General features: G+C 63.2%; 12 protein-coding genes. 7 read left to right on the plus strand and 5 right to left on the minus strand.

Annotation, left to right across the window (positions count from 1 at the left end; translation table 11 throughout):
- Positions 1-36: 36 nt before the first annotated feature.
- Both ACP3TA_RS24220 and ACP3TA_RS24225 read left to right on the plus strand, forming a co-directional pair.
- Positions 37-3363 carry a diguanylate cyclase gene (locus ACP3TA_RS24220; protein WP_206196265.1) on the plus strand — a complete coding sequence of 1109 codons (3327 nt, stop codon included), beginning with the start codon at positions 37-39 and terminating at the stop codon, positions 3361-3363.
- A gap of 194 nt (positions 3364-3557) precedes the next feature.
- Positions 3558-3911, plus strand: coding sequence for a DNA-binding protein (locus ACP3TA_RS24225; RefSeq protein WP_033644048.1), 354 nt, complete (start codon positions 3558-3560; stop codon positions 3909-3911).
- Between the two features lie 6 nt (positions 3912-3917).
- On the opposite strand, the gene alkA is transcribed toward ACP3TA_RS24225, so the two are convergent.
- From alkA to ACP3TA_RS24240, 3 genes are all read right to left on the minus strand, one after another.
- Complete coding sequence (gene alkA / locus ACP3TA_RS24230; protein WP_033644049.1) at positions 3918-5408, minus strand: DNA-3-methyladenine glycosylase 2; 1491 nt, start codon at positions 5406-5408, stop codon at positions 3918-3920.
- A gap of 161 nt (positions 5409-5569) precedes the next feature.
- Positions 5570-6409: an oxidoreductase gene (locus tag ACP3TA_RS24235; RefSeq protein ID WP_033651541.1), complete on the minus strand. Its 840-nt coding sequence runs from the start codon at positions 6407-6409 to the stop codon at positions 5570-5572.
- A 147-nt stretch (positions 6410-6556) separates the two neighbouring features.
- Positions 6557-7567, minus strand: a complete 1011-nt coding sequence (locus ACP3TA_RS24240; RefSeq protein ID WP_033644051.1) for an AraC family transcriptional regulator — start codon at positions 7565-7567, stop codon at positions 6557-6559.
- 271 nt (positions 7568-7838) lie between these two features.
- Here ACP3TA_RS24240 and yegD point away from each other — a divergent pair, with 271 nt between their 5' ends.
- Together yegD and ACP3TA_RS24250 are read left to right on the plus strand one after the other, a co-directional pair.
- Positions 7839-9191 (plus strand): molecular chaperone, encoded by a 1353-nt coding sequence (gene yegD / locus ACP3TA_RS24245; RefSeq protein ID WP_033644053.1) that lies wholly within the window; start codon positions 7839-7841, stop codon positions 9189-9191.
- Positions 9192-9242: 51 nt separating this feature from the next.
- A complete protein-coding gene (locus ACP3TA_RS24250; protein ID WP_033651544.1) occupies positions 9243-9809 on the plus strand; it encodes a GNAT family N-acetyltransferase in 567 nt (188 codons plus the stop codon).
- Here ACP3TA_RS24250 and ACP3TA_RS24255 read toward each other — a convergent pair.
- Both ACP3TA_RS24255 and ACP3TA_RS24260 read right to left on the minus strand, forming a co-directional pair.
- Complete coding sequence (locus tag ACP3TA_RS24255) at positions 9806-10423, minus strand: pyridoxamine 5'-phosphate oxidase family protein (RefSeq protein ID WP_033644055.1); 618 nt, start codon at positions 10421-10423, stop codon at positions 9806-9808. The two genes, ACP3TA_RS24250 and ACP3TA_RS24255, sit on opposite strands and share 4 nt — an antisense overlap.
- A 61-nt stretch (positions 10424-10484) precedes the next feature.
- Entirely contained in the window at positions 10485-11438 is a 954-nt protein-coding gene (locus tag ACP3TA_RS24260; RefSeq protein ID WP_060660366.1) for an aldo/keto reductase, read from the minus strand.
- A gap of 269 nt (positions 11439-11707) precedes the next feature.
- Here ACP3TA_RS24260 and ACP3TA_RS24265 point away from each other — a divergent pair, with 269 nt between their 5' ends.
- Genes ACP3TA_RS24265 through mdtC form a run of 3 tightly spaced genes read left to right on the plus strand, consistent with a single transcriptional unit; the run spans position 11708 to position 19157 of the window.
- Entirely contained in the window at positions 11708-12961 is a 1254-nt protein-coding gene (locus tag ACP3TA_RS24265) for an MdtA/MuxA family multidrug efflux RND transporter periplasmic adaptor subunit (RefSeq protein ID WP_033644057.1), read from the plus strand.
- Positions 12961-16080, plus strand: coding sequence for an MdtB/MuxB family multidrug efflux RND transporter permease subunit (locus tag ACP3TA_RS24270; protein WP_206196264.1), 3120 nt, complete (start codon positions 12961-12963; stop codon positions 16078-16080). The genes ACP3TA_RS24265 and ACP3TA_RS24270 overlap by 1 nt, the downstream gene beginning before the upstream one ends.
- Positions 16077-19157, plus strand: coding sequence for a multidrug efflux RND transporter permease subunit MdtC (mdtC, locus tag ACP3TA_RS24275; protein WP_047574078.1), 3081 nt, complete (start codon positions 16077-16079; stop codon positions 19155-19157). Before ACP3TA_RS24270 ends, mdtC begins: the two co-directional genes overlap by 4 nt.

The following is a 19157-nucleotide window of genomic DNA, read 5'->3' on the forward strand; positions in this document are numbered from 1 at the left end:
TCCAATCACTGACAGAGGCCATCGGTAAGGGTGTCTATGGATATCAGCGCGCCGAACACGTTCGGCACACACAAAGGCGTCGTGGTGACGCATTCCCTGTTCGTGGCGCTGGCGACGTTTTTGCTCGCCTTGCTGAGCCTGTCGCTGTCCAGCGAAGCCCGCCACTTCACGCCGCTGTGGTTCCCGACCGCCGCCGCAATCGCGGTGCTGTACCGCCACGCCCCGCGTCACTGGGGGCTGCCGCTGCTGGCCAGCGGCCTCGGCATCGTGCTCGCCAGCTTCTTGCTGTTCGGCGTCAGCGTCACTCCCGTCAAGCTGGCCGCCATCAACCTGCTGGAAGCGGCGATTTGCGCCCTGCTGTTGCGCCGCATGCTACACCCGTACGATCCGTTGAATGATCTCGCCAGTTGGCTGCGTTTTGTGGTCTGTGCGGTGATTTTTACCCCGCTGTTCAGCGCGCTGCTGGCCGCCGGCCTGGTACCCGCGCCAGAGCAGCCTTTTTGGCAGCCGTTCGGTACCTGGTTCATTTCCGAAGCGATAGGGGTACTGTCGCTGGCACCGATCGGCCTCGCTTACAACCGTCGTACCCTGACGGCGCTGAACCCGTTTCCATTATTGCTGACACTGATGGTTACGCTGGCTTTCAGCTTTATGGCGCTGACCTATCTGCCTTTTCCGTTCACGTTCGTGATTTTGCCGCTGCTGTGGGCAGCCATCGCACTGCCGCGTTTTGAGGCGTTCACCGTTTGCTTCTGCACCCTCTTGCTGATCACCGTGATGATTTCGCTGGGACTGCTGCATTTTCAGGCTACCGGCAAACACCTTGGCGATCTCGGTCTGTACTTGCCGATGCTGCTGATTTTAATCCCGGCGCACGCAATGGCGGTGGTGATGCACGCCTTCCGAGTGGAAAAACAGCATATCGTCGAAAGTGAAAGCCGCTTTCGCAGCGCGCTGGAGTATTCCGCCATCGGCATGGCGCTGGTGTCGCCGCAGGGCAAATGGCTGCAGGTCAATCAGGCGCTGTGCACGCTGCTCGGCTATACGCCGGAGGCGCTGCATAAGCTGACCTTTCAAGAAATTACGCATCCCGACGATCTCAACGCCGATCTCAGCCAGTTGCACGACCTGCTCGATGGCCATATCAGCAGCTATACCCTGGAGAAACGCTACATTCGCAGCGACGGCCAGACCGTTTGGGCGCTGCTGGCGGTTTCGCTGGTGCGCGACGCCGAAGGGGTGCCGTTGTACTTCATCTCTCAGGTGGAGGACATCAGCGATTTGAAGCGCAGCCAGGCGGAAAACAACCGGCTGGTGGAGCGCATAACGCTGGCCAATCAGGTGGGCGGCGTCGGCATCTGGGAATGGGTGATAAGCCAGGAAAACTTCACCTGGGATCAGCGCATGTTCGAACTCTACGATCTCAATTCCGACCAAACGCCGACGTTGGCGCTGTGGCGCACGCTGTTGGTGCCGGAAGATCGCGACCGCACCGATCGCGAGCTGGCCGAGATTCTGGCTCAGCCACGACCATTCGTCATGGAATTTCGCATCACCACGCGCGGCGGCAAGTTACGCCATATTCGCGGCCAGGGCAATGTGATCCTCGACGACCAGGGCCAGCCGCTGCGCATGATCGGCACCAATATCGACATGACCGAGCTCAAGATCCTCGCCGAAGCGCTGCACGAGGAGAAAGAGCGCTTGCACATTACCCTCGACGCCATCGGCGAAGGGGTGATCTCCACCGACGGTCACCAGCGCATTACCTTTATGAATCCGGTGGCCGAGCAGATGTGCGGCTGGCCGCTCGATCTGGCGATCGGTATGCCCGTCGCCGGCGTGGTGCGCCTGACCAACGGTAAAGACGGCCCGGAAATCGAAAACCTCACGCAATACCCACGGCAGTGGCCGGCGGATTACGCGCTGGTGCTGCACAGCCGCGACGGGCGCTATTTCGACGTGCAGCAGTCGGTCTCACCGCTGAAAACCCTCGACGGCGAAACCATGGGCGCGGTGATGGTGCTGCAGGATGTCACCGCCTCGCGCGAATTGATGAAAAAGCTCAGCTACAGCGCCTCGCACGACGCGCTGACCGGCCTGCCGAACCGTACCCGCTTCGAGAAGCAGTTGAAAGCGGCGATCGTCGCCAGCGGCGAACCGTCGTCACCGCATTCGCTGGTGTTCCTCGATCTGGATCGGTTCAAGGCGGTGAACGACACCGCCGGCCACGCGGCGGGTGATGCCTTGCTGCGGGACATCGCCCAGCTGATGCGGCACCAGCTGCGCAACAGCGACTGCCTGGCCCGGCTGGGTGGCGACGAATTCGGCCTAATCCTGTTCGACTGCCGGCTTGAACAGGCCAAATCGCTGATGCAACAGGTGGTCAACCAAATCAGCCAACACCCGTTCTACTGGGAAGGAAAGATTTACCGCGTCGGCGCCAGCGCCGGCATCACGCGCATCGGCGGCGACGCCAAAAGCAGCGAGCTGCTGGCGCAGGCCGACATCGCCTGCTACACCGCCAAACACCACGGGCGCGGCCAGGTTTATCTGTACGAAACGCGGCAGAAACAGCTGCTGGAGCGGCAACACGAGGTGCTGAGCCTGCAGGAAGTGCAGACGATCATCAGCGAGGGGCAACTGCGGCTGCTGACTCACGCGGTCGCACCGCCGGCGACGCCGCTGTCGGCCGCGTTTCACCAGGTGAAGCTGCAGGTGATGGCGCCGGACGACCGCCCGCTGTCGCACGAGGCGTTCATCGCCGCCGCGCAGCTGTACGGCCTGATGCCGGACATCGACCGCTGGACGGCGGCGCAACTGCTGGTGAAATATGCCGACGACATCAAACGCAAAGGGCTGTCGCTCGCGCTGCCGCTGGCCATCGACAGCCTGCTGAGCGCCGACTTCCAGCGCTACCTGACGGAAACGGTGCGCGCTTCCTCGCTGCCGCCGCAGGCGCTGCTGTTCAGCGTCGATGAGGCCGCAATACTGGAGCACGCCGCGCAGTGTCGGGCATTTCTCCGCGAACTGCAGCAGCAGGGCTGCCGGCTGATCGTCAACGGCTTCGGGCATAACATCAATGCGTTCGATGAGCTCAGCGACCAGAGGATCGACATCATTCGCATCGATGAGCGCTTTATCACCAACGTGCACTGCAACCAGATGGACGAGCTGATGGTCTCGATGCTCAACGGCGCGGCGCATCGCATTAAAGCGCAGACCTTCGCCGGACCGGCTCACCAGCCGGTGACGCTGCAGGCGCTGCGCGACATTGGCGTCGATCTGGCGGACGGCGACCAGGTGGCGCTGGAGCAGCCGCTGGCGGTGTTGCTCAGCGACGGCTATTTCGGCATCCGTTAACCCTCTCCCCCTCTCAGGCGCCGTCTCCCGGGCGGCGCCTCGCATCTCGTTCGTTACATGATATTAACCAAGACAAGATTAGTGATATAAATAACACCTGAAGCTTAAACGATTAAGTAAGATGAAATCCCCATGCGAACATCGACGTATCCGTTGATTTTCCTCGACAGGTGATGGCTCAGAGACAAGGGACTATGGAAAAGAAATGGTTTTCCGCCAGGGAACTGATGGGTAAGGCGGGGTTGCCGTCAACCCCGCAAGGGGTCAATCTGATGGCCCGGCGCGAAGGCTGGGTCAGTCGCCGCCGCAGCGGCGTACAGGGCAAAGCGCTGGAATACCATATCGACAGTCTGCCGTTCGGCGCGCGCAGCCTGTCGGCGTTGCGCGAAACCGACCATCCGGATTACGACGTCAAACGTCAGGATCCGGTACGGGTCTGGATCGAGTATTACTATCACCTCACGCCGGCCGAACGGGAAAAGCTGCTGGCGTTCCTGATGCGTGAAGGCATGAGCCGCCTGCTGCAGCTGATCGAGTCTCCCCGCTAGCCGCGTTCAACTCTCCGCTTCCGGCGCCCAGCCGCCGTTGTGCCACAGATGCAGCGTGGCGTAAGAGCGCCACGGGCGCCAGCGCTCGGCGTAGCGTTCAATCTGGCGCGGCGTCATGCCGGGGAAACGCTGTTTGATCAGGTAGTCGCCGGCCAGGAACACGTCCGGCCACGACCAGGCGCGCATCGCGATATAGCTGGCGGTCCAGTTGCCGATACCCGGCAGCGCGGTCAGCGCCTTGATGCCCTGTTCGATATCCAGCACGTTGTCGAGCTGCAGCCGTCCTTCCCCCAGCGCGCGGGCGATCTCGATCAGCGCCGCCGCGCGCTTCACTTGCACCCCGAGCGGGCGCAGTTCTTCAGGCTGCAGCTGCGCCACCCGTTCTGCCGTGGGGAAAACGTGGGTGATGCCCTCATGTGGCGTCGCCAGCGCTTCGCCCCAGCGTTCGGCCATCCGCCCGGCGAAGGTCGCCGCCATTTTCACGCTGACCAACTGCCCCAGCACCGCACGCGCCGCCTGCTCGAAACTGTTCACGCAGCCCGGCAGGCGCAGCCCCGGCGCATCGGCCGCCAGCGAGCCCAGCGCCTCATTGATGCGATCCGGCGCGGCGTCCAGATCAAACAGCAGGCGCACCCGGCGCAACACCTCCGTCGTCACCAGACTGAGCGTCGGCGCAATCTCGACCCGAACCCGATTGCGCGCCTCTTCCGGCTGCACGCTGAGCCAGCCGCGGTGTTCCGTGCCGCCCTGGCTGACGGCGATCGAGCGCAGGTAGCGGCGCCCCTCGACCCGCTCCACGCCCTGCACGGCGCGCGCCTGCAAGAAATTCAGCATGCGCGCCCAGTCATAGGGCGGCCGATAGCCCAGGTGAAACACCAACCCGCTGGCGGCGGCCCGTTCACCGCGCGCGCCGCCGCTGCGCAGCGCCGACGGGATCAGGCGGTAACGCGCCTTGAACAGCTCGTTGAAACGCCGCAGGCTGCCGAAACCGGCGGCGAACGCCACCTCGCTGAGCGGCAGATCGGTGTCCGCCAGCAGGCGCTTGGCCTGTAGCAACCGGTGCGACTGCGCGTAATCGATCGGCGAGGCGCCAAACTGTTCGGCGAAGATGCGCCGCAGATGGCGATCGGAAATGCCCAGCCGCGCCGCCAGCGCTTCGCAGCTGTGTTCGGACAGATACCCCTGCTCGATGAGCTGCACCGCCACCTGGGCATAGCGGTTGCCCAGATCGATCAGCGCCAGGCCGGGCGCCAGTTCCGGTCGGCATTTGAGGCAGGGGCGAAACCCCGCCAGTTCAGCCGCCGCCGCGCTCGGATAAAAGGTGCAGTTTTCCAGCTTCGGCGTGCGAGCGCTGCACACCGGGCGACAATAGATGCCGGTGGAAGAGACGCCGACGAAAAAACGGCCGTCGAATTTGCGGTCACGCGCGCGCAGCGCGTCGTACAACGCTTGCTGTTGAGTATTCATGGCAACGCTCGGGTTCGGTTTTTTCTGCATTATGGGACTCGGCTAGCGCGCTGACGTGCGGAATTCGGACATTAAGTTACGCACCTTCCCACCGTCCAGATTAGCGATTGTCTTTAATGATTATGCGTCTGAACAGTGTTCAGACGCACCATTTTCACCGCCACCGACATAAAGCCCCGCTGCCCGACGACTTATTGCCCCTGGCGCGGTACCCCCAATGCCCGGCGCATCAGCCCATCGAAGGCGCGATCGGACAACAAGCGCCGCAGAAAAATCAGCGGTTTCGCGCCAAACCCCACGGCATAGCGCGTTTTCGGACGATGGGCGGCGACGGCTTTGGCGATCGTATCGGCAATCACGCTCGGCGGCGATTGCCGTTTCTTGCTGGCGTCGCTGACCATGGCGTGGGCGACAGCGTGAGCCTGAGCGGCGTACTCGCTCTGGCCGGAAACGCCGATCAGTTTTTCCGCGGCGATATCCGCCCATTCACTCTGGATGCCGCCGGGTTCGATCACCACGACGTCGATGCCGAAAGGTTGCACCTCCATGCGCAAACAGTCGCTGATGGCCTCCAAGGCGAATTTGGTGCCGTGATACCATCCGCCCAGCGGCGTATGTATTTTCCCGCCCATCGACGTAATATTGATGACGGTGCCGGAGCGCTGCGCTCGCATGTGCGGCAAAATCAGCTGCGTCAGCCGAACCGCACCGAACACATTCACATCAAATTGAGCGCGAGCCTCATCCGCAGAAACGTCTTCAATAGCGCCATAGGAGCCGTAACCGGCGTTATTGACCAACACATCGATACGCCCCGTTTCGGCGATGATGGTCTTTACCGCCTGCGCCATGGAAGCATCGTCGGTGACGTCCAACGGCAAAACGCGAATGCCGGCGGCAGCCAGAGCCTGCATGCGTTCAACCCGGCGGGCGGCCGCATAAACGGTATGCCCGCGCTGCTTTAACGTGACGGCGGTGGCTTCGCCAATACCGGACGAGGCGCCGGTCACCAGGATCACTTTGGACTTCATACTGACTGCTCCTTATTAGGATGATTGCGTTGGCGACTGCCTGCGCAGTCTGTATGTTGTCCACTTTAAGCGACGGGCCCTGCCGCAACCATGTCGAACCGCGCCAATCAACTCGCAGAATGCGCCAACGTGAACAGCGCCTCTCGGCTAATTCAGCCGCATCGCCTGGCGAGCCGCTTCCGGCGTTTGCCCTGTCCATTCGTGAAAGGCGCGGAAGAAAGAGTTCGGCTCTTCAAAACCGAGCAAAAAGGCAATCTCTCCGCTGGTAAGGGTCGAATGCTTAAGATAGTGGCGCGCCAATTTTTCCCGGGTGCCGTTGCTCAGCGAACGAAAACTCTCGCCCTCATCTTCCAGACGCCGCTGCAGCGTCCGGCGGCTCATGCCCAATCTTGCCGCCACCGCGTCGATGCCGGCGGTATTGCTGGGAATCAACTCCAGCAGCACCGCACAAACGCGCTCTCCGGTGGTTGCCGTGGCGTCCAGTTCACTGAGGCGACGACGCAGCTCGGGTTCGAAAACGCGCCACATGCCCTCATTCACTGTCAAAAAGGGACGCAAGGCATCTGCGGAGGAGAAAGTAATGCCCGGCCCTGCCCCAGGCGTTACCGCGCAGCCGAAGAAGGCTGCCAAGGGGCGTGAAAGGGCTGCAGGCGGCAGTTCAGGCAAGGTGATACGGCGCGCTTTTACCGGTTCGCGCGTGGCAAGCTGCGCCAGCCGAACATAAAATGCCAGCTCAGCCACCAGTAAAGACGCAGGTACCGCCTCCTCCGCCAACAACCAGCGGGGTGAAATCGTCATTTCGCCTTCAGGGCCGATGGCGAGCTCCAGGCTCATCGGCGCCGTAAGTTGCTTGTATTTCGCTAACCGCTGGACAGCTTGCGCCAGATTGGCGCTGCACAGGGCGGCGAATATCGGAGGGTCAAACGATTCCGTTGACATCAGCGCAACGATTTTCAACGGAAACAACGGGTCGCCCGTTCCTTCCTCCATCGCGCGCCAGAAGCGGAAATATTCTTCCGTAGTGATCCCTTCAGCGGTGCGTGACAACAGATCTTCAGGCAATGCAGCCCGGCGTAAAACATCCGTCGGCTGGAGCCCCAGATCTTTCAGCAGGGTTCTCCAGCCGATATTCATGAGAAAGGTCGAGTTGCGCGTCATGAAATCCTCATCACAGAGTCATAGGGAAAGGCATTCCCCGCTCGGAATACCTGTTGAGTATAAAGAAATGGCGTGCGTCTTGATGGGCGAAGCACGCCATTTTCATAGCCGACTGTGCCATTGCTGCGGCTTGAGCGTTATCCGCACTGAGAAAGTTCGCGCAAGCCGCCGCGCCCGCTAAATTTTTCGACACTCGCGCATTGGCGCATTGCCCGCCGGCCCCGTCTCGGGTAAAGTCGCCCCCCTTCATTGGCATGGGGACAAAAAAGAGATGTTTATTGGATTCGATTACGGGACAGCCAACTGTTCCGTTGCAGTGATGCGCGACCACGGCCCCGAGCTGTTGACGCTGGAAAACAACGCGCCCTATCTGCCTTCGATGCTGTGCGCGCCGACCCGCGAAGCGGTGAGCGAATGCCTGCACCGCCATTGGCAGATCCCGACCGGCAGCGAAGAAAACCAGCAGCTGCTGCGCCGCGCCATCAGTTACAACCGCGAAGAAGACATTCCGGTCAACGGCGACAGCGTGCTGTTCGGCCTGCAGGCGCTGGCGCACTATATGGAAGATCCGGAAGAGGTGTATTTCGTGCGCTCGCCGAAGTCCTTCCTCGGCGCCAACGGCCTGAAACCACAGCAGATCGCGCTGTTCGAAGACCTGGTGTGCGCCATGATGTTCCACATCAAACGCCAGGCAGAAAATGTGCTGCAAACCGGCATCGATCAGGCAGTGATCGGCCGGCCGATCAACTTCCAGGGCATCGGCGGCGACGAAGCCAACCGGCAGGCGCAGGGCATTCTGCAACGCGCCGCCGAACGCGCCGGTTTCAAGGACATTGAATTCCAGTTCGAGCCGGTGGCGGCGGGGCTGGACTTCGAAGCGACGCTGAGCGAAGAGCAAACCGTGCTGGTGGTGGACATCGGCGGCGGCACCACCGACTGCTCGGTGCTGCTGATGGGGCCGCAGTGGCGCAACCGCGCCGATCGCCAGCAGAGCCTGCTGGGCCACAGCGGCTGCCGGGTCGGCGGTAACGATCTGGACATCATGCTGGCCTTCAAGCAGCTGATGCCGCTGTTCGGCCTGGGCGGCGAAACCGCGAAAGGCATCGCCCTGCCGGCGCTGCCTTACTGGAACGCGGTGGCGACCAACGATGTGCCGGCGCAAAACGATTTCTACAGCGCCGCCAACGGCCGCGTGCTGCGCGATCTGATCCTCGACGCGGCGGAGCCGGAAAAGGTCAAGCGCCTGCTGAAAGTGTACCAGCAGCGCCTGAGCTACCGATTGGTGCGGGCGGCCGAAGAGAGTAAGATCGCCCTGTCCGGCCAAACGGCCATCAGCGCGCCGCTCAATTTCGTGCAGGCCGATCTGGCGGAGAACATCAGCCAGGATCAGCTCGCCGACGCCATCTCGCAGCCGTTGATGCGCATTCAGGAGCAGGTCAGCGCCGCGCTGGCCAGCAGCCAGACCGCGCCGCAGGTGATCTACCTGACCGGCGGCAGCGCGCGTTCGCCGCTGCTGCGCGCCGCGCTGCAACAGCAGCTGCCGGGCATTCCGATCGTCGGCGGCAACGACTTCGGCTCGGTCACCGCCGGGCTGGCGCGCTGGGCGCAAACGCTGTTCCGTTGACAGCCCAAGGGCGCGGCTCGCCGCGCCCTTGTTCATTGGAGGCTATGCATCATGTCGACCATCCTTACCCTCGACAGCGCCAGGCTACGGCTGCGCCCCTGGCGCGACGACGACCTGCCGGCCTTCGCCGCGCTCAACGCCGATCCGCAGGTCATGCGCTATTTCCCGGCGACGATGACGGCCGAGGAAAGCCGCGCGCAGGCCGAACGCATCCGCGCCTTCCTGCAACAGCACGGCTGGGGGCTGTGGGCGGTGGAAGTGAAAAGCGGCGCGCCTTTTATCGGTTTTGTCGGGCTGGCGCGGCCGGGCGACGATCTGCCTTGCTCCCCCTGCGTGGAGATCGGCTGGCGGCTGGCGGCGGCCCACTGGGGCAACGGCTACGCCGCTGAGGCGGCGCGCGCCGCGCTGGCGTGCGCCTTCGACACGCTGCATTTGCCGGAAGTGGTGTCCTTCACCGCCGAAGATAACCAGCCGTCGCGCCGGGTGATGACGCGCATCGGTATGCGCTTCGACGGCGAAACCTTCCTGCACCCGCGTCTGCCGGCGGGCCATCCGCTGCAAAAGCACGTCTTGTACCGGCTGAATCGACAAACGTGGCGCGAACGCCACGGCGATTAATACAGCGTATCCTTCAGCCGCTGCGGCAGCGCGCTGTCGTACTCCTCACCGTCGAAGCGCGTTTGGCTCACCGCGGCCAAAATATGGCCGGGGCTGGGCAGCACCGAACGCTCGAGGCGGCTGGCCTCTTCCCATAACCCCGAACGCAAGATCGCCCGGCTGCACTGGAAGAACACCGCCTCCACCCGAATGCGCAGCACCGAACGCGGCAGCTGGTTGCGGTGGGCGAAGCGCTGCAACACCGCCGGCGCCACCACGATCTCCGCCCGCCCGTTAATCCGCAGCGTTTCGCCGATGCCGGGGATCAGCAGCAGCAGCGCCACCCGGTTGTCGTGCAGGATATTGCGCAGGCTGTCGATGCGGTTATTGCCGCGCCGATCCGGCAACAGCAGGGTTTTCTCGTCTTCGATATGAATGAAACCGGCCGGATCGCCGCGCGGCGAGACGTCCATGCCGTCCGGCCCCACCGTCGAGAGGGCGGCGAACGGCGCCGCCTCGATAAACGGACGGTAAGCCGGGTGGATGTAGCTGACTTCTTTAAAAACCGAGGGCGCGGCGGGCTTGCCGTACAGCTGTTCCAGCGCCGCGAGGTCGTTGATGATATCGCCAGACATTGCAGTTTCCTGAATGAGTCATATTGACCCCTTCAGCATAGAGCAAAATCGCCGGCGGCTCTTACTCGGCGCTGGCGTGGTTCAGCGTCTGAATGTCGTCCGCATCCAGCGTCAGACGCGTGGCGCTGACCAACTCATCCAGCTGCGACAACGAGGTGGCGCTGACGATCGGCGCGGTGATGCTCGGACGCGCGATCAGCCAGGCCAGCGAGACCTGCGCCGCAGAGACGCCGTGTTTGCCCGCCACCTGATCCAGCGCCGCCAGGATGCGGAAACCGCGCGGGTTCAGGTAGCGTTCGACGATGCGATCGCCGCGCTGACTTTTGCCCTCATCCGCTTTGCTGCGGTATTTGCCGGTCAGAAAGCCGCTGGCCAGCGCGAAGAAGTTGATCACCCCGAGGCCATGGCGCTGCGCCACCCGCTCCAGCTCGGCTTCATACCCTTCGCGCGCATACAGATTGTATTCCGGCTGCAGGGTTTCGTAGCGCGCCAATCCGTTGCTCTCGCTCACCCGCAGCGCTTCTTCCAGGCGATCCGCCTGATAGTTGGAGGCGCCGATCGCCCGCACCTTGCCGGCCTTAATCAACGCATCGAACGCCGCCAGCGTCTCTTCCAGCGGCGTATCGCGGTCATCGTCATGCGACTGATAAAGATCGATATAATCGGTTTGCAGGCGCCGCAGCGAATCTTCCACCGCCTGCTGAATATAGCGCGGCGACAGACCCTGTTTGCCTTCGCCCATCGGTTTACCCACCTTGGTGGCGATGATCACCTGGTCGCGCTTGCCGCTCTTCTTCAGCCATTCGCCGATGACGGTTTCCGATTCGCCGCCCCGGTTGCCCGGCGCCCAGCTGGAATAAACGTCGGCGGTATCGATAAAGTTGAGCTGATTGTCCACCAGCGCATCCAGCAGGCTGAACGAGGTCGCTTGATCCGCCGTCCAACCGAACACATTGCCGCCAAAGGTCAACGCCGGCACCTGAATGCCTGAGCGGCCCAATTCTCTGTTGCTCATCACCTGCTCCTGTGGGAAAAGATTCGCGGGTTAATTATTAGCGCCAACCAGGATAGAACGCTAAAACGGATTGGCTATAAGCTGAAACAAATCACTTATAAACATAGCACGCTCAAATCACCCACTTATTAGGACAATGCTGACGGTTCCTCCATATTTCCTTCATTTTTATGCCGTCCCCGCTGGCTAAACTAGTATCCTGTAAGGAGTGTCATTTTTGTGGCAATGAGTGCCCGCACCCCTGCCTTTTGGAGAGAATTTTCGCCGCCATGAATGCAAAACCCCAACGCCGTTCCCTGATGCCGCGCCTGCTGGTTGCGGCCATCCTGGTCATCGCCGCCGTCTTCGCCTGGCGTTATTTTAACGCCGCTCAACCGCCGGCCGGCACGGCCCCGGGCGCGCAGCAGGCCGGCGGCAAAGCGGGGGCCGGTCGCGCGGCGGGCGGGCGGCGCGGCGCGCCGATGTCGCCGGTGCAGGCCGCGACGGCCACGCAACAGACGGTGCCGCGCTATCTTTCCGGCTTGGGCACCGCCACCGCCGCCAATACCGTCACCGTCACCAGCCGGGTCGACGGCCAACTGATGGCGATCCACTTTACCGAAGGCCAGCAGGTCAAAGCCGGCGATCTGCTGGCAGAAATCGATCCCCGGCCGTTCCAGGTGCAACTGACCCAGGCGCAGGGGCAGTTGGCGAAAGATCAGGCCACGCTGGCCAACGCCCGGCGCGATCTGGCGCGCTACCAGCAATTGGTGAAAACCAATCTGGTTTCCCGTCAAGAGCTGGATACGCAGGCCTCGCTGGTGCAGCAAACCGAAGGCGCCATCAAAGCCGATCAGGGCGCGGTCGACAGCGCCAAACTGCAGATCACCTACAGCCGCATCACTGCGCCAATCGACGGCCGCGTCGGGTTGAAACTGGTCGACGTCGGCAACTACGTCACCAGCGGCAGCACCACCGGTTTGGTGGTGATCACGCAGACGCACCCGATCGACGTGGTGTTCACGCTGCCCGAAGGCAACATCGCCGATCTGCTCAAGGCGCAAAAAGCCGGGCCGGTGAGCGTCGAAGCCTGGGATCGCACCAACCAGAACAAGCTGACGACCGGTTCGCTGCTGAGCCTGGACAACCAAATTGATACCGCCACCGGCACCATCAAGCTGAAAGCGCGCTTCGCCAACGAAGACGACGCGCTGTTCCCCAACCAGTTCGTCAACGCGCGGCTGCAGGTGGATACCCTGCACGATGCGGTGGTGATCCCGACCGCCGCGCTGCAGATGGGCAACGAAGGCAACTTCGTCTGGACGCTCAGCGAAGACAACAAGGTCAGCAAACACCGGGTCACCGCCGGCGTGCAGGACAGCCGGCAGGTGGTGATCAGCGCCGGCCTCAACGCCGGCGATCGGGTGGTGACCGACGGCATCGATCGCCTGACCGAAGGCATGCAGGTGGAAGTGCTGGCGCCGAACGACGCGCCTGCGGCGTCAAAAGCCAAGCGCGAACCTGACGTTCAGAGGAAGTCCTGATGCAGGTGATGCCACCGACCCGCGGCGGCGGCCCTTCCCGCCTGTTTATCCTGCGCCCGGTCGCCACCACCCTGCTGATGGTGGCGATACTGCTGGCGGGGATCATCGGCTATCGTGCGCTGCCGGTTTCCGCGTTGCCGGAAGTGGACTACCCAACCATCCAGGTGGTGACGCTGTATCCCGGCGCCAGCCCGGACGTGGTCACCTCCGCCATTACCGCGCCGCTGGAACGCCAGTTCGGCCAGATGTCCGGCCTGAAGCAAATGGCGTCGCAAAGCTCCGGCGGCGCCTCGGTGGTGACGCTGCAATTCCAGCTGGCGCTGCCGCTCGACGTCGCGGAGCAGGAAGTGCAGGCGGCGATCAACGCCGCCACCAACCTATTGCCGAACGATCTGCCCTACCCGCCGATTTACAGCAAGGTTAACCCGGCCGATCCGCCGATCCTGACGCTGGCCGTCACCTCCACCGCCATGCCGATGACGCAGGTGGAAGACATGGTGGAGACGCGCGTAGCGCAGAAAATCTCTCAGGTGACCGGCGTCGGCCTGGTGACCCTGGCCGGCGGCCAACGCCCGGCGGTGCGTGTAAAACTGAACGCCGCGGCGGTCGCCGCCTATGGCCTGAACAGCGAAACCATCCGCACCGCCATCAGCAACGCCAACGTCAACTCGGCAAAAGGCAGCCTGGACGGCCCGACCCGCTCGGTCACCCTGTCCGCCAACGACCAAATGAAATCCGCCGACGACTATCGCCAGCTGATCGTCGCCTATCAGAACGGCGCGGCGATCCGCCTGCAGGATATCGCCACCATCGAACAAGGGGCGGAAAATACCCGACTGGCGGCCTGGGCCAACCAGCAACAGGCGATCGTGCTGAACATTCAGCGCCAGCCCGGCGTCAACGTCATCACCACCGCCGACAGCATCCGCGAAATGCTGCCGACGCTGATTAAAAGCCTGCCCAAGTTGGTCGACGTCAAGGTGTTGACCGATCGCACCACCACCATCCGCGCCTCGGTCAGCGACGTGCAGTTCGAGCTGCTGCTGGCGATCGCGCTGGTGGTGATGGTGATCTACGTGTTCCTGCGCAACGTGCCGGCGACCATTATCCCCAGCGTGGCGGTGCCGCTGTCGCTGGTCGGCACCTTCGCCGCCATGTATTTCCTCGGCTTCTCCATCAATAACCTGACGCTGATGGCATTAACCATTGCCACCGGTTTCGTGGTGGATGACGCCATCGTGGTGATCGAGAACATCTCGCGCTACATCGAGAAAGGGGAAAAACCGCTCGACGCCGCGCTGAAAGGGGCCGGCGAGATCGGCTTCACCATCATCTCGCTGACCTTCTCGCTGGTGGCGGTGCTGATCCCGCTGCTGTTCATGGGCGACATCGTCGGCCGCCTGTTCCGCGAGTTCGCCGTGACGCTGGCGGTGGCGATTTTGATCTCCGCCGTGGTATCGCTGACGCTGACGCCGATGATGTGCGCCCGCATGCTCAGCCACGAATCGCTGCGCAAGCAGAACCGCTTCTCCGCCGCCTCTGAGCGCTTTTTCGAGCGCGTGATCGCGCGATACGGCCAGTGGCTGAAAACGGTGCTTAACCACCCCTGGCTGACGCTCGGCGTGGCCGTGGGCACCCTGGCGCTGACGGTGTTGCTGTACCTGCTGATCCCGAAAGGCTTCTTCCCGGTGCAGGACAACGGCATCATTCAGGGCACGCTGGAGGCGCCGCAGAGCGTTTCGTTCAGCAACATGGCCGAGCGCCAGCAGCAGGTCGCGGCGCAGATCCTCAAAGATCCGGCGGTGGAAAGCCTGACCTCGTTCGTCGGCGTCGACGGCAGCAACGCCACGCTCAACAGCGGCCGGCTGCAGATCAACCTGAAGCCGCTGAGCGAACGCAGCGACCGCATTCCGGCGATCATCAGCCGGTTGCAGCAGCAAACGGCGCAGTTCCCCGGCGTGAAGCTGTACCTGCAGCCGGTGCAGGATCTGACCATCGATACCCAGGTCAGCCGCACCCAGTACCAGTTCACCCTGCAGGCGATGTCGCTGGACGATCTCAGCCTGTGGGTGCCGCAGCTGATGGATGAGCTGAAACAAACCCCGCAGCTGGCGGACGTCACCAGCGATTGGCAGGATCAGGGGCTGGTCGCCTACGTCAACGTCGATCGCGATTCGGCCTCGCGCCTCGGCGTCACCATGAGCGACGTGGACAATGCGTTGTACAACGCCTTCGGCCAACGCCTGATCTCCACCATCTACACCCAGGCCAATCAATACCGGGTGGTGTTGGAGCACGACGTCAGCGCGACGCCGGGGCTGGCGGCGCTCAATGAGATCCGTCTGAGCGGCAAGGACGGCGCCGTGGTGCCGTTGAGCGCCATCGCCAAAATCGAAGAACGGTTCGGCCCGCTGTCGGTCAACCACCTCGACCAATTCCCGTCGGCCACCGTCTCGTTCAACGTCGCCGCCGGCTACTCGCTCGGCGAAGCGGTAGACGCGGTCACCCAGGCGGAAAAAAATCTCGCCATGCCGAAAGACATCACCACCCAATTCCAGGGCGCGACGCTGGCCTTCCAGGCGGCGCTCGGCAGCACGCTGTGGCTGATTTTGGCGGCGGTGGTGGCGATGTATATCGTGCTGGGCGTGCTGTATGAAAGCTTCATTCATCCGGTGACCATCCTCTCCACCCTGCCGACCGCCGGGGTCGGCGCGCTGCTGGCGCTGATGCTGGCCGGCAGCGAACTGGACGTGATCGCCATCATCGGCATCATCCTGCTGATCGGCATCGTGAAGAAGAACGCCATCATGATGATCGACTTCGCGCTGGCGGCGGAACGCGAACAGGGCTTATCGCCGCGCGACGCCATCTATCAGGCCTGCCTGCTGCGTTTCCGGCCGATCCTGATGACCACGCTGGCGGCCTTGCTCGGCGCGCTGCCGCTGATGCTGAGCACCGGCGTCGGCGCGGAGCTGCGGCATCCGCTCGGCGTCTGTATGGTCGGCGGCCTGATCATGAGCCAGATCCTGACGCTGTTCACCACGCCGGTGATCTACCTGCTGTTTGACAAACTGGCGCGCAACACGCATCGCCAGCCGGATACGCAGGAGCTGCCGTGAAATTCTTCGCCCTGTTCATTCACCGGCCGGTGGCCACCACCCTGCTGACGCTGGCCATCGCCATCAGCGGCGCGATCGGTTTTCGCCTGCTGCCGGTGTCGCCGCTGCCGCAGGTGGATTTTCCGGTGATTTCGATCAGCGCGTCGCTGCCGGGCGCCTCGCCGGAAACCATGGCCTCCTCGGTGGCGACGCCGCTGGAGCGCGCGCTGGGCCGCATCGCCGGGGTCAATGAAATGACCTCGATGAGCTCGCTCGGCAGCACCCGGGTGATTTTGCAGTTCGATCTCAGCCGCGACATCAACGGCGCCGCGCGCGACGTGCAGGCGGCGATTAACGCCGCGCAAAGCCTGTTGCCGACCGGCATGCCGAGCCGCCCCAGCTATCGCAAGGTCAACCCTTCCGACGCGCCGATCATGATCCTGACGCTGACGTCGGACACCTACAGCCAGGGGCAGCTTTACGACTTCGCGTCCACCCAGCTGGCGCAGAAGATCAGCCAGACCGAAGGCGTCGGCGACGTTTCCGTGGGCGGCAGCTCGCTGCCGGCGGTGCGCGTGGAGTTGAACCCTTCGGCGCTGTTCAATCAGGGTGTTTCGCTGGATGCCGTGCGGCAGGCCATCAGCAACGCCAACGTGCGCCGCCCGCAGGGCGCCGTCGAAAACCCGCAGCAACGTTGGCAAATCCAGGCCAACGACGCGCTGAAAACCGCCGACGCCTACCGCCCGCTGATCGTTCATTACAACAACGGTTCGGCGGTGCGGCTCGGCGACGTGGCCGAGGTCAAAGATTCGGTGCAGGACGTGCGCAACGCCGGGATGACCGACGCCAAGCCGGCGATCGTTCTGGCCATCAGCCGCGCGCCGGACGCCAACATCATCGAAACCGTCGATCGCATTCGCGCCGAGCTGCCCGCGCTGCAGGAAAACATTCCGGCCGCAATCTCGCTCAACGTCGCGCAGGATCGCTCGCCGACCATTCGCGCGTCGCTGGCCGAGGTCGAACAGTCGCTGGCGATCGCCATCGGGCTGGTGATCCTGGTGGTGTTCATCTTCCTGCGCTCCGGCCGCGCCACGCTGATCCCGGCGGTCGCCGTGCCGGTGTCGCTGATCGGCTCGTTCGCCGCCATGTATCTGTGCGGCTTCAGCCTCAACAACCTGTCGCTGATGGCGCTGACCATCGCCACCGGCTTTGTGGTGGACGACGCCATCGTGGTGCTGGAAAACATTTCCCGCCACGTCGAGGCCGGCATGAAACCGATCAACGCTGCGCTGCTGGGCGCGCGGGAGGTCGGTTTCACCGTGCTGTCGATGAGCGTTTCGCTGGTGGCGGTGTTTATCCCGCTGCTGCTGATGGCGGGCCTGCCCGGCCGGCTGTTCCGCGAATTCGCCGTCACCCTGTCGGTGTCGATCGGGCTGTCGCTGATCGTCTCGCTGACGCTCACGCCGATGATGTGCGCCTATCTGCTGCGCCACCAGCCGGCGCGTTCGCAGCGGCGCGCGCGCGGCTTCGGCAAAATGCTGCTGGCGCTGCAGCAGGGATACGGACGCTCGCTGAACTGGGTGCTTGGCCACTCGCGCTGGGTGCTGGCGGTGTTCCTCGCCACCATTGCGCTCAACGTCTGGCTGTATATCAGCATCCCGAAAACCTTCTTCCCCGAACAGGATACCGGCCGCCTGATGGGCTTTATCCAGGCCGATCAGAGCATCTCGTTCCAGGCGATGCGCGGCAAACTGGAAGATTTCATGAAAATCGTGCGCGAAGATCCGGACGTGGAAAACGTCACCGGCTTTACCGGCGGCTCGCGCACCAACAGCGGCTCGATGTTCATCTCACTGAAACCGCTGTCGGTACGCAGCGACGACGCGCAGAAAGTGATCGCCCGCCTGCGCGCTCGCCTGGCCAAAGAACCGGGCGCCAGCCTGTTCTTGATGGCGGTGCAGGATATCCGCGTCGGCGGCCGCCAGGCCAACGCCAGCTACCAATATACGCTGCTGGCGGATGACCTCGCCGCGCTGCGCGACTGGGAACCGAAGATCCGCGCCGCGCTGGCGGCATTGCCCGAGCTGGCGGACGTCAACTCGGATCAGCAGGATAAAGGCTCGGAGATGGATCTGGTCTACGATCGCGAGACCATGGCGCGCCTCGGCATTTCGGTGTCCGACGCCAACAACCTGTTGAACAACGCCTTCGGCCAGCGACAGATTTCGACCATCTATCAACCGCTCAACCAATACAAAGTGGTGATGGAAGTGGCGCCGCCTTACACTCAGGACGTCAGCTCGCTGGACAAGATGTTCATCATCAACAACGAAGGCAAGGCGATACCGCTCTCCTACTTCGCCAGTTGGCGACCGGCCAACGCGCCGCTGTCGGTCAACCATCAGGGGCTGTCCGCCGCCTCGACCATCTCCTTTAACCTGCCGGACGGCGGCAGCCTGTCGGACGCCACCGCCGCTGTCGAGCGCACCATGACTCAGCTCGGCGTGCCGTCCACGGTGCGCGGCGCCTTCGCCGGCACCGCCCAGGTGTTCCAGGACACCCTGAAGTCGCAGCTGATCCTGATCCTGGCGGCGATCGCCACGGTGTATATCGTGCTCGGCGTGCTGTACGAGAGCTATATCCATCCGCTGACCATCCTCTCCACCCTGCCTTCCGCGGGCGTGGGGGCGCTGTTGGCGCTCGAGCTGTTCGGCGCGCCGTTCAGCCTGATCGCGCTGATCGGCATCATGCTGTTGATCGGCATCGTGAAGAAAAACGCCATCATGATGGTCGACTTCGCGCTCGAGGCGCAGCGCAACGGCGGCATCAGCGCCCGCGAGGCGATTTTCCAGGCCAGCCTGCTGCGCTTCCGGCCGATCCTGATGACCACGCTGGCGGCGCTGTTCGGCGCGCTGCCGCTGGTGTTGACCAGCGGCGACGGCGCGGAGCTGCGCCAGCCGCTCGGCATCACCATCGCCGGCGGTCTGGTGATGAGCCAGCTGCTGACGCTGTACACCACGCCGGTGGTCTATCTTTACTTCGACCGGCTGCAGGCGAAGTTCCGCCGCAACAAGCAGCTGGCCCCGCTGCCGCACTAA

The sequence above is a fragment of the Serratia sp. 2C06 genome (assembly GCF_050037615.1).
Classification (GTDB): domain Bacteria; phylum Pseudomonadota; class Gammaproteobacteria; order Enterobacterales; family Enterobacteriaceae; genus Serratia; species Serratia ureilytica.